Source organism: Paraburkholderia sp. (assembly GCF_026225065.1).
Lineage (GTDB): Bacteria > Pseudomonadota > Gammaproteobacteria > Burkholderiales > Burkholderiaceae > Paraburkholderia.
The window spans coordinates 1-10,962 of record NZ_JAMFSB010000024.1 but is presented as its reverse complement, the minus strand read 5'-3'; the positions used below and the strand labels follow the sequence as shown (position 1 = coordinate 10,962).

11 protein-coding genes are annotated in these 10,962 nt (G+C 63.2%); 10 read left to right on the top strand and 1 reads right to left on the bottom strand.

Going from position 1 to position 10,962, the window contains the following annotated elements:
• The coding region (locus M0954_RS01650; protein WP_297351269.1) for a patatin-like phospholipase family protein at positions 1-950 on the top strand (950 nt) is incomplete at its 5' end.
• Here the strand turns inward: M0954_RS01650 and M0954_RS01645 are convergent.
• Positions 951-1,562, bottom strand: a complete 612-nt coding sequence (locus tag M0954_RS01645; RefSeq protein ID WP_122154368.1) for a bifunctional 2-polyprenyl-6-hydroxyphenol methylase/3-demethylubiquinol 3-O-methyltransferase UbiG — start codon at positions 1,560-1,562, stop codon at positions 951-953.
• 349 nt (positions 1,563-1,911) lie between these two features.
• On the opposite strand from M0954_RS01645, the gene M0954_RS01640 reads away from it, so the two are divergent.
• The 9 genes from M0954_RS01640 to M0954_RS01600 all read left to right on the top strand — a co-directional run.
• Complete coding sequence (locus M0954_RS01640) at positions 1,912-2,601, top strand: ABC transporter permease (protein ID WP_122155653.1); 690 nt, start codon at positions 1,912-1,914, stop codon at positions 2,599-2,601.
• 13 nt (positions 2,602-2,614) lie between these two features.
• Complete coding sequence (locus tag M0954_RS01635) at positions 2,615-3,328, top strand: ABC transporter permease (protein WP_122154369.1); 714 nt, start codon at positions 2,615-2,617, stop codon at positions 3,326-3,328.
• Between the two features lie 84 nt (positions 3,329-3,412).
• Positions 3,413-4,204 (top strand): ABC transporter ATP-binding protein, encoded by a 792-nt coding sequence (locus tag M0954_RS01630; RefSeq protein ID WP_122154370.1) that lies wholly within the window; start codon positions 3,413-3,415, stop codon positions 4,202-4,204.
• A 31-nt stretch (positions 4,205-4,235) separates the two neighbouring features.
• Complete coding sequence (locus M0954_RS01625; protein WP_133892991.1) at positions 4,236-5,288, top strand: GlxA family transcriptional regulator; 1,053 nt, start codon at positions 4,236-4,238, stop codon at positions 5,286-5,288.
• A gap of 142 nt (positions 5,289-5,430) precedes the next feature.
• Positions 5,431-6,666 carry an aspartate aminotransferase family protein gene (locus tag M0954_RS01620; protein ID WP_123384275.1) on the top strand — a complete coding sequence of 412 codons (1,236 nt, stop codon included), beginning with the start codon at positions 5,431-5,433 and terminating at the stop codon, positions 6,664-6,666.
• 31 nt (positions 6,667-6,697) lie between these two features.
• On the top strand, positions 6,698-7,762 hold the full coding sequence (gene aruF / locus M0954_RS01615; protein WP_297351267.1) for an arginine/ornithine succinyltransferase subunit alpha: 1,065 nt from the start codon (positions 6,698-6,700) through the stop codon (positions 7,760-7,762).
• Positions 7,759-8,799: an arginine N-succinyltransferase gene (gene astA, locus M0954_RS01610; protein ID WP_297351265.1), complete on the top strand. Its 1,041-nt coding sequence runs from the start codon at positions 7,759-7,761 to the stop codon at positions 8,797-8,799. Before aruF ends, astA begins: the two co-directional genes overlap by 4 nt.
• Positions 8,800-8,801: 2 nt before the next feature.
• Positions 8,802-10,265 carry a succinylglutamate-semialdehyde dehydrogenase gene (astD, locus tag M0954_RS01605; RefSeq protein ID WP_297351263.1) on the top strand — a complete coding sequence of 488 codons (1,464 nt, stop codon included), beginning with the start codon at positions 8,802-8,804 and terminating at the stop codon, positions 10,263-10,265.
• A gap of 9 nt (positions 10,266-10,274) precedes the next feature.
• Positions 10,275-10,962 (top strand): N-succinylarginine dihydrolase (locus M0954_RS01600; RefSeq protein WP_297351261.1); only part of this gene is annotated, 688 nt, incomplete at its 3' end.

Here is a 10,962-nt window from a genome sequence, read left to right as displayed (position 1 = left end):
GGCGACGTGCTCACTCGCGCATTGGTCTCGTGCTCGGCGGCGGTGCAGCGCGGGGCTGGGCGCATATCGGCGCCATTCGCGCGCTGCAGGACGCGGGCATCAAGCCGGATGTCGTGTGCGGCACCTCGATCGGCGCGCTGGTCGCGGCGGTCTATGCGAACGGCGATCTCGACTGGCTGGAGGATTGGGTATCGCGCCTCACCTGGCAGACGGTGCTGCGCCTGCTCGATCTGCGCATTTCCGGTGGCCTGCTGGGTGGCCGCAAGGTGATCCAGGTGTTCGCCAACCAGTTCAACGGATGCGAGATCAGCCAGTTGCAGATGCCCTTCGCCGCGGTGGCGACCGAACTCGATTCGGGCCGCGAAACCTGGCTGCAGGACGGCAGCGTGGTGGATGCGGTGCGGGCGTCGATTGCGATTCCCGGCATCTTTACGCCGGTGTGGCATAACGGCGTGTGGCTCGTGGATGGCGGCCTGAGCAATCCGGTGCCGGTGTCAGTGGCGCGCGGCATGCGTGCCGATTGCGTCATCGCGGTGGACCTGAACAACGACATTCTCAATGGCCGCGACTTCGGCGGCCTCACGGCTGCGGCCTCGCCGGTGATCGATCCGACCGCGCCGCCGCCCGGCTCGTTGCGCAAGAACGGTAAGCCGTGGCCGCGCTGGCTCGCGCCCTCGGAGGACCAGGTAGCGAGCGACGTGCGCGTCGCGCCCGAGCCGAGCGCCCGGGTGCCGTCGATGCTGAGTTCGGTCGCGCAGAGCATCGACATCATGCAGGTGCGGATTACGCGCAGCCGCCTGGCAGGGGAGCCCGCCGACATTCTGATTCAGCCGAGGCTGGGCGGCATGGGTATTTTCGATTTTCACCGCGCGGCGCCGGCGATTGCGGAAGGGCGTGCGGCGGTCGAGCACATGCTGCCGGCCATTCGCGACCGGCTAGGGATCGAGTGATCAGACGCCGCCGAGATTCTTCGAGGCGATGACCCGGCAGATCCGCTTGCCCGAGCTTTCGCTCGTCACGTCTTCGAATAGCAGAATCGCGCAGTCGACGAGCGCGTCCACCACCACTTTCGGCTCGAAGGCAGCGTAAAGCCGTCCGTCGGGCTGACGTGTGTCCTCGCCTTCGGTGACGCGCCATGAGAGATACAGCACGCCGTTCGTTCGCAAGAGGCGCCTCAGGTTATCCACGGCGTGAGGAATCGATTCGGCCGGCAAATGCATGATCACCGTCTCGCAGACGATGTTGTCGAAACGTTCCTCGATCTCCGCGAGCGCTGGCAGGGTTGCCTCGCGAAACTCGATCTCCGGATGCAGGCGGCGCGCTTCAGCGAGCAGGCCCGGCGATGCGTCGAAGCCGGTGACCTCGTAGCCGTGTTCAGCCAGCCATCCCGCATCGCGGCCGTTGCCGCAGCCGATCTCGGCGGTCGTGCCTTGCGGCACCAGGTGCGTTTCGAGCAACGCATAGAGGTCGTTCGGAGGCGGCTGGTCCAGCCACTCCTGGCTGTAACGGGCGGCGTCCTTCGTGTAGGCATCGAGCGTCGTTGGGTCGAAACGGGAGGTCATGCTCGAGGTCCTTGGGGAGTTATGCGAGCGGGGATACGCGCCCAGGCAACCGCAGTGTAGCGGGGTTTGCCCCGATCGTGACCGTAACTCGCGCCCAGGCCTGCACCGCGCCATCTATCGAAAAAGCGACCCGAAACTTGCTAAATCGCCGCGCGCGCAGCCGCGCTCCAGCGCGCTTACAAACACATATCACCCGCTAAAACAGGCGCTTTCCGCTGCCACCGCGCTGAATCATCCAATGTTGCGACGCAACATGACGGCAGCCACCTGTTTGAGCAAATTATTTTCGCTTGCGAGTATCCGCGCCATGCCTTGAATCCCGAACCCCCGAACCTGGATGGAGACAAACGTGTTCCTTTACGGCTTTGGTCCGGTGCTTCTCGCCGGCACGATTCAGACGATCGAGCTGTCGGTCCTGTCGCTCGCGGCCGCGGTCCTGCTCGGGCTAGCCGGTGCGGCGGCGAAACTCTCGTTCAACCGGCCGCTGCGCGCACTCGGCACGGCTTATACGACGCTGATCCGCTCGGTGCCCGATCTAGTGCTGATGCTGCTGCTGTTCTACAGCATCCAGATCGCGGTCAACAACCTGACCGACGCACTGAATCTGCCGCAGTTCGATATCAACCCGTTTGTGGCGGGCGTCATCACGCTCGGCTTCATCTACGGCGCGTACTTCACCGAGACCTTCCGCGGCGCCTTCCTGGCAGTCCCGCGCGGCCAGCTCGAAGCGGGCGCGGCCTTCGGCATGAGCGGGGCGCGCGTGTTCACGCGCATCCTGTTCCCGCAGATGATGCGTTTCGCGCTGCCAGGCATCGGCAACAACTGGCAGGTGCTGGTAAAGGCGACCGCGCTGGTGTCGATCATCGGTCTGGCGGACGTCGTCAAGGCCGCTCAGGACGCCGGCAAGAGCACCTTCAACATGTTCTTCTTCATCCTGATCGCGGCGCTGATCTACCTTGCCATCACCACGGTGTCGAACCTCGTGCTGATCTGGCTGGAGAAGCGTTATTCGATTGGCGTGCGGCACGCAGAGCTCTAGGAGAAAAGACACGATGATCGAGATCCTTTCCCAATTCGGCCGGGCTTTTCTTTACTGGGACGGTCAGCGTCTCTCCGGTCTTGCGGTGACCTTGTGGCTGCTGGTGGCGTCGATCGGCATCGGGTTTGTCTGTTCAATCCCACTGGCGGTGGCGCGGGTGTCGAAGAAGCGCTGGCTGTCCACGCCGGTGCGCATCTATACCTATGTGTTTCGCGGCACGCCCTTGTATGTGCAGTTGCTGCTGATCTACACGGGCATGTACAGCCTCGAGTTCGTGCGCTCGCATCAACTGCTCGACGCGTTCTTCCGCAGCGGTTTCCATTGCGCTATTCTCGCCTTCGCGTTGAACACCTGCGCCTATACGACCGAGATTTTCGCCGGGGCGATCCGTTCGACCTCGCACGGTGAAGTCGAAGCGGCCCGCGCCTACGGTATGAGCTGGTTCACCATGTACCGCCGCATCATCGTGCCGTCCGCGCTGCGCCGCGCTCTGCCGTTGTACAGTAACGAAGTGATCCTGATGCTGCACGCCACCACCGTGGCGTTTACCGCGACGGTGCCGGACATCCTCAAGGTGGCGCGCGACGCTAATTCGGCCACCTACGACTCGTTCGGCGCGTTCGGTATCGCGGCGCTGATCTATCTTGCGGTATCGTTCGCGCTAGTGGCGCTGTTCCGGCGTGCCGAGCGGCACTGGCTGGCGTATCTGGCAGTGCGGCCGCGTTGAGCGGCACGGTCTTGCCGCGGGTCACCGCGTCACCCCTGTCGCTGTGGTTATCCGACAGGTTCGAATTCACCTTGGGAGAGCGACTTGCTCCACACGACTCAGACTGAAGCCTGCAAGCTTGCTGTGCAGGACATCCATAAGCGCTATGGCGATAACGAAGTGCTCAAGGGCGTGTCGCTGAACGCCAACAAGGGCGACGTGATCAGCATCATCGGCGCGAGCGGGTCGGGCAAGAGCACGTTCCTGCGCTGCATCAACTTTCTGGAGCGGCCAAACGCAGGGCAGATCGTCGTGGATGGTGAGACGGTGCGTACCAAGGCCGATCGCGGCGGCAATCTGGAAGTGGCCGACCACAAGCAGTTGCAACGTATCCGCACAAAGCTCGCGATGGTGTTCCAGCACTTCAACTTATGGGCGCATATGAACGTGATCGAGAACATCATCGAGGCGCCGGTTCACGTGCTTGGGTTGTCGCGTCGCGAAGCCGAAGAGCGCGCTCGCGAGTATCTGGAGAAAGTGGGTCTCGCGCCGCGGCTGGAAAAACAGTATCCGTCGCATCTGTCCGGTGGCCAGCAGCAGCGTGTGGCGATTGCCCGCGCGCTGGCGATGGACCCTGATGTAATGCTGTTCGACGAGCCGACTTCCGCGCTCGACCCGGAACTGGTCGGCGAAGTGCTGAAGGTCATGCAGAAGCTGGCTGAAGAAGGGCGCACGATGATCGTCGTCACACACGAAATGGGTTTTGCGCGCAACGTGTCGAATCACGTGATGTTCCTGCACCAGGGACGCACGGAGGAAGAGGGCGTGCCCGCCGAGGTGCTCAGCGCGCCGCGCAGCGAGCGCCTGAAGCAGTTCCTCTCTGGCAGTCTCAAGTAACGCCCACCGCGCGTCATACATCACTTTGCCGATAGCTCGACCGTCCAGTCCGACCCGCACCACGCAGGTGGCAATCGTTGCATTGCCGCCGGTGTCGATGTCGGGCGTCGGGCCGATTGTCGATGCGCTCAATCTCGCCAATGAGATCGACGGCCGCGCGTTGTACCGCTGGCAGGTGTGTTCGTGGGACGGCCGTCCGGTACCGCTCGCGGGCGGTGCGCAATGGCCGGCGGATGCGGCCTTTGGCGATGCTATTTCCTGCGACTGGCTGATCCTCGTCAGCGAACGGTTTCAGCAGTTTGCCGATTACCGCCTGTTCCTCGCCAGTCTCTCGCGCGTCGGGCAGCGCACGCCGCTCGTCACCGGCATCCATCATGGCGTGTGGTGGCTTGCCATGGCGGGGCAGTTGTCCGGCTATCGCGTGAGCGTCAACTGGGAAACCTATCAGCAGTTCTCCGAGCAGTTCGAACGCTCGATCGTCACCCAGCAGATCTTCGAAATCGACCGTGACCGCGCCACCTGTGCAGGCGGCCAGGCGACGGTGGACTTCATGCTGGCCATGATCGCCCGCGACCACGGCCCCGAACTGGCTGACCGCATTGCTGATACGCTCGGTGTCGGCGTTTTGCGCGCGGGCGAAGAACGGCAACGCATTCCCTACGTGACGGCACCCGGCGAGCGTCATCCGCGTCTGAACGATGCCTTGCTACTGATGGAAGCGAATATCGAAGATCCGTTGACGAGCGATGAAATCGCGGGCCTCGTCGGCGTTTCGCGCAGGCAACTGGAGCGGTTGTTTCGCCAATATCTCGGCTCGATGCCGTCCAAATACTACCTGGGGCTGCGTCTGTCGAAGGCGCGCACGCAGTTGCAGCGCACCAGTAAATCCGTAGTGCAGATCAGTCTCGCGTGCGGGTTTTCGTCGGCGGCGCACTTTTCGAACGCGTATCGCGAGCGTTTCGGCGTGACGCCACGTGAAGACCGTCGCAACTGGATCGAAAAACAGACGAGTGCGACCGGCACGGCAGCAAGCGAACCGCGTCCGGCCGCGCTGATCGAGCGTCCCAATGATACGGAGCGTTAGCCATGCCGGGCGCCGTGCCAGGCAAGGCATGCCCGCCGCGACGGCAACAAGCCCGATAGAACACGTCGCGTATGCGCAAGACGTTTCACACGCGGTTATCTACACTGAAGCTATTACCCGCTACCTGTAACGAGGATTTGCCATGAACGACCTGACTGTGACACGCCAGACTTTCGACGAAGTGATGGTGCCGTTGTTCGCTCCCGCCGCCTTCGTGCCGGACCGCGGGCTCGGGTCGCGCGTCTGGGATACGCAGGGCCGTGACTATATCGACTTCGCCGGCGGCATCGCCGTCACCGCGCTTGGCCACGCGCATCCAGAACTGCTGAAGGTGCTGAGCGAGCAGGGCAGCAAGCTCTGGCACATTGGAAACGGTTACACGAACGAACCGGTGCTGCGCCTGGCCAAACGTCTCGAAGCGCTGACCTTCGCCGACCGTGCGTTCTTCGCCAATTCCGGCGCGGAAGCGAACGAAGCGGCACTGAAGCTGGCGCGCCGCGTCGCCTTCGACCGTCACGGTATCGAGAAGGACGAAATCATCTCGTTCACGCAGTCGTTCCATGGACGCACGTTCTTTACGGTGAGTGTCGGCGGTCAGCCGAAGTACTCAGAAGGCTTTGGCCCGGTACCGCAAGGCATCCGTCATCTGCCGTACAACGACATCGAAGCCGCGCGCAAGGCGATTGGCGCAAAGACCTGTGCGGTGATCGTCGAGCCGATCCAGGGCGAAGGCGGCGTGATCCCGGCGGATCCGGCGTTTCTGAAGACGCTGCGCGAGGCTTGCGATCAGCATGACGCACTGCTGATTTTTGACGAGGTACAAACGGGTGTGGGCCGCAGCGGCACTTTCTACGCGTACGAGGATACTGGCGTGACGCCGGACATCCTGACCACGGCGAAGTCGCTCGGCAATGGCTTCCCGATCGGCGCGATGCTGACGACCAACGAACTTGCCGCGCACTTCAAGGTGGGCGTGCATGGCACGACATACGGCGGCAATCCGCTGGGCGCTGCGATTGCGGACAAGGTGGTGGAACTGATCAGCGACCCGAAGCTGCTCGAAGGCGTGCGTTCGCGCAGCGAGACGCTGAAGGGGCATCTCGCGAAGCTCGACGAACGTTTTGGCATCTTTAAGGAAGTGCGTGGCAAGGGGCTGTTGATTGGCGCGGAACTGAACGATGCCTTCAAGGGTCGCGCGAAGGATTTCGTGACCGCAGCGGGCCAGCATGGCGTGATCATGCTGATGGCCGGTCCTGATGTACTGCGTTTCGCGCCGTCGCTGATCGTGCCGCTCGACGACATGAGCGAAGGTTTTGCGCGTCTGGCAAAAGCAATAGAAGCAGTGATCGGCGCCACAGCTGAAGCGCCGGCCCGTTAATCTGGCGTCACACTCAACCAACGGAACGACGATGCTCTTCGTACGCCCCGGCCGCCTCGCCGATCTCGATGCGCTCGAACATATGGCGCGCACGGCTCAACCTGTGCTGCACTCGCTGCCGCATGACCGCCGTGCGCTCGAAGCGCGCGTCGCGCTGTCCGAAGACTCGTTTCGTGCGGAAGTCGATTTTCCGGGCGAGGAGTTTTACCTGTTCGTGCTCGAAGACAGCGAGACCGGCAAGCTGCTGGGCACGGCGAGCATCGTTGCCGCCGCCGGTTACTCGGAGCCGTTCTATGCGTTTCGCAACGACGCATTGATTCATGCGTCGCGTGAGCTGCATGTGAATCGCAAGATTCACGCGCTGACGATGTCGCATGAGCTCACCGGCAAGAGCCGGCTGGCCGGCTTCTATATCGACCCGTCGCTGCGCGGCGACGCCGCCGCGCATCTGATGTCGCGCTCGCGAATGATGTATATCGCCGCCAACCGCAAGCGCTTCACCTCCGAGGTGTTCTCGCTGCTGCTCGGCGTGACGGACGACGACGGCGTGTCGCCATTCTGGGAAGCGGTGGGGCGCAAGTTTTTCGGCCGCAATTTCGCGGACATCGAAATCGAATCCGGTGGCCGTAGCCGCACCTTTATCGCAGAGGTGATGCCGAGCTATCCGGTCTATGTGCCGTTGTTACCGGAGTCGGCGCAGCGTGTCCTCGGCGAGCCGGACGAAAAGGCGCTGCTCGCCTATGAGATTCACCTCGAGGAAGGCTTCGAGACCGATCGCTTCGTGGATATCTTCGACGCGGGTCCGGTGCTGACAGCTCAGATCGATCGCAGCGCCTGCGTCAGGCGCAATGAAACGCGGACGGTGCGCGAAGCTACTGCCGGCGAGGTCGGCACGACGTGGCTGATCGCCAGCAACCGCGCGGACGAATTCCGCTGCGTGCTGGCCGCTTTGCCTGACGACAAGACAATGGGTGCACCGCTCCCGCTAGCGGGGCGCGACGCGCTCGGGGTGCAAAACGGCGACCCGGTGCGCTGTGTGGCGCTGCATCAGCCGGCCGAAGAGCATCCCTATGAACTTTCGGGAGAAGCAGAATGATCGTCGTTCGCGTCGTGCAGACGGGCGATGTGGACGCGCTCGTCGCGCTCGCTCAGGAGACCGGCCCTGGTCTCACCACCTTCAAGCCGGACCGTGGTGCGCTCGCGGCGCGCGTGGAGCGCTCGCGCCGCACGATGGAAGACAAGGCTGCGCCGCATGAAGCCGGCTACTTCTTCGTGATGGAAGACACGTCCACGGGCGACGTGGCCGGCGTATGCGGCATCGAAAGCTCGGTCGGCCTGGAGCAACCGTTTTACAACTATCGTGTGAGCACGGTGGTGCATGCGAGCCAGGATCTGGGTATCTGGACGCGCATGCATGCGCTCAACATTTCGCACGACCTGACTGGCTATGCGGAAGTCTGTTCGCTGTTTCTAAGCCCGCGTTATCGCACGAGCGGTGTGGGCAGTCTGCTGTCGCGCTCGCGCTTCATGTTTCTCGCGCAGTTCCGCGAGCGCTTTCCGCAGCGTCTGTGTGCTGAATTGCGGGGCCATTTCGATGCAAACGGGACCTCGCCGTTCTGGCGTGCGGTGGGCTCGCATTTCTACCAGATCGATTTCAACGCCGCGGATTATCTGAGCTCGCATGGCCGCAAGGCGTTCCTCGCGGAGCTGATGCCGCGCTATCCGGTGTACGTCGAATTGTTGCCGCAGGAGGCGCAGGATTGCGTCGGCCTCACGCATAACGACACGATTCCCGCGCGCCGGATGCTCGAATCCGAAGGACTGCGTTACGAGAATCACGTCGATATTTTCGATGCGGGTCCGGTGCTCGAATGCCATATCGCCGACTTGCGCACGGTTCGCGAGAGCGTGGTGGTACCCGTCGAAATCCTGGCGCTGGGGGCAACGCCCGCGCCGCAGGATGGGCCGAGGTCGCTGGTGTCGAATACGTCGCTCGGCGATTTTCGCGTCGGCGTTGCAGCGGGTGTGCCGCAGGACGGCGTGTTCCGTCTTGCCGCCGACGAAGCCGCGGCGCTCGACGTGAAGGCAGGCGACCCGGTACGGGTGCTGCCGCTGAAACATAAACAGGGATGATCATGACTGAGCTTTTCATCGACGGCGAATGGGCCGCCGGCACAGGACACGTATTCACCTCGCGCAACCCCGGCACGGGCGCGACGATATGGGAGGGCCACAGCGCATCCGCTGAAGATGTAGACCTCGCGGTGCGCAGCGCGCGCGATGCGTTTGCAACGTGGTCGGTGTTGAGTCTCGAAGATCGCTGCGGCATCGTGCGCCGTTTCGCTGCGCTGCTGACGGAGCGTAAGGAAGCGCTGGCCGAAGCGATCGGCCGCGAGACTGGCAAGCCGCTGTGGGAAGCCCGTACCGAAGTGGCGTCGATGGCGGCCAAGGTCGAAATCTCGATTCAGGCGTACAACGAACGTACCGGCGAAAAGCGTGCAGCGATGGCCGACGGCACCGCTGTGCTGCGGCATCGTCCGCATGGCGTGGTCGCGGTATTCGGGCCGTATAACTTCCCGGGTCATTTGCCGAACGGGCATATCGTGCCGGCGCTGATCGCTGGTAATGCGGTGGTTTTCAAGCCATCCGAACTGGCGCCGGGCGTCGCCCGTGCGACTGTCGAAGTGTGGCGCGACGCCGGCTTGCCCGCGGGCGTGCTGAATCTCGTGCAGGGCGAGAAAGACACCGGCATTGCGCTGGCGAATCATCGGCAGATCGACGGCCTGTTCTTCACGGGCAGTTCGGACACGGGTACGCTGTTGCACAAGCAGTTCGGCGGCCGTCCGGAGATCGTGCTTGCGCTGGAGATGGGCGGCAACAATCCGCTCGTGATCGGACCCGTTGAGGATCTCGACGCAGCGGTGCATCACACGATCCAATCGGCGTTCCTGTCGGCAGGGCAGCGCTGCACTTGTGCACGACGCATCCTCGTGCCGAACGACAGTTTCGGCGACCGCTTTATCGAGCGTCTTGCCGATGTGACTTCACGTATCACGGTAGGTGAATACAACGCCGAGCCGCAGCCTTTCATGGGCGCGGTGATCTCGGCGCGGGCGGCTGCACGCCTCGTCGGCGCGCAGGCGCATCTGCTCGAAGCCGGTGCGCGATCCGTGTTGACGATGGAGCAGCGCGACCCGCAACTCGGCTTCGTCACGCCGGCCATTCTCGATGTGACGAACGCCCACGATCTGTCCGACGAAGAGTACTTCGGCCCGCTCGCGCAAATCATTCGGTATGCGAATTTCGATGATGCGATCGAGCGCGCCAACGATACGGCCTTCGGCTTGTCCGCGGGTCTTCTCGCCGACGACGAGACCCTGTGGACGCATTTCCAGCGCACGATCCGCGCCGGTATCGTCAACTGGAACCGGCCCACTAACGGTGCGTCGTCCGCGGCGCCGTTCGGTGGCACGGGACGCTCGGGCAACAACCGTCCGAGCGCGTATTATGCGGCCGACTACTGCGCCTATCCGATGGCCTCCGTCGAAAGCGCGCAACTGCAAATGCCGGCGAGCGTGTCGCCGGGCCTTCATTTCTGAGGATCGACGATGCAAGCCACTGAAGCCAATTTCGACGGCCTCGTCGGCCCGACGCACAACTACGCCGGGCTGTCATTCGGCAATGTCGCGTCGCAGAACAACGAGAAGTCCGTCGCCAATCCGAAGGCCGCTGCGAAACAGGGCCTGCGCAAGATGAAGCAGCTTGCCGATCTCGGTTTCCATCAAGGCGTGCTGCCGCCGCAAGAACGGCCGTCGATGCGCCTGTTGCGTGAACTCGGTTTTTCCGGCGATGACGCGACGGTGATTGCTCGCGTTGCGAGAGATGCGCCTGAGTTGCTGGCCGCGGCCAGTTCGGCATCGGCGATGTGGACGGCGAACGCGGCCACGGTGAGTCCATCCGCGGACACCGAAGACGGCCGCGTGCATTTCACGCCGGCCAATCTATGCAGCAAGCTGCATCGTGCCATCGAACACGAGTCGACGCGCCGCACGCTGCGCGCGATCTTCGCGGACCGCGACCGGTTCGAAGTACATGAAGCGCTGCCGGGCACGCCCGCGCTCGGCGATGAAGGCGCCGCGAATCACACGCGATTTTGCGCAGAATATGGCACACAGGGTGTCGAATTCTTCGTCTACGGCCGGAGCGAATATCGGCGCGGACCGGAGCCGAAGCGCTATCCGGCGCGTCAAACTTTCGAGGCAAGCCGCGCGGTTGCGCAGCGTCATGGGCTTGCCG

Bases quoted from the DNA above. Each gene is read 5' to 3' on its own strand.
- M0954_RS01645 (WP_122154368.1), bottom strand. From the start codon at position 1,562: ATGACCTCCCGTTTCGACCCAACGACGCTCGATGCCTACACGAAGGAC.
- M0954_RS01635 (WP_122154369.1), top strand. From the start codon at position 2,615: ATGATCGAGATCCTTTCCCAATTCGGCCGGGCTTTTCTTTACTGGGAC.
- M0954_RS01620 (WP_123384275.1), top strand. From the start codon at position 5,431: ATGAACGACCTGACTGTGACACGCCAGACTTTCGACGAAGTGATGGTG.
- aruF (WP_297351267.1), top strand. From the start codon at position 6,698: ATGCTCTTCGTACGCCCCGGCCGCCTCGCCGATCTCGATGCGCTCGAA.
- astA (WP_297351265.1), top strand. From the start codon at position 7,759: ATGATCGTCGTTCGCGTCGTGCAGACGGGCGATGTGGACGCGCTCGTC.
- astD (WP_297351263.1), top strand. From the start codon at position 8,802: ATGACTGAGCTTTTCATCGACGGCGAATGGGCCGCCGGCACAGGACAC.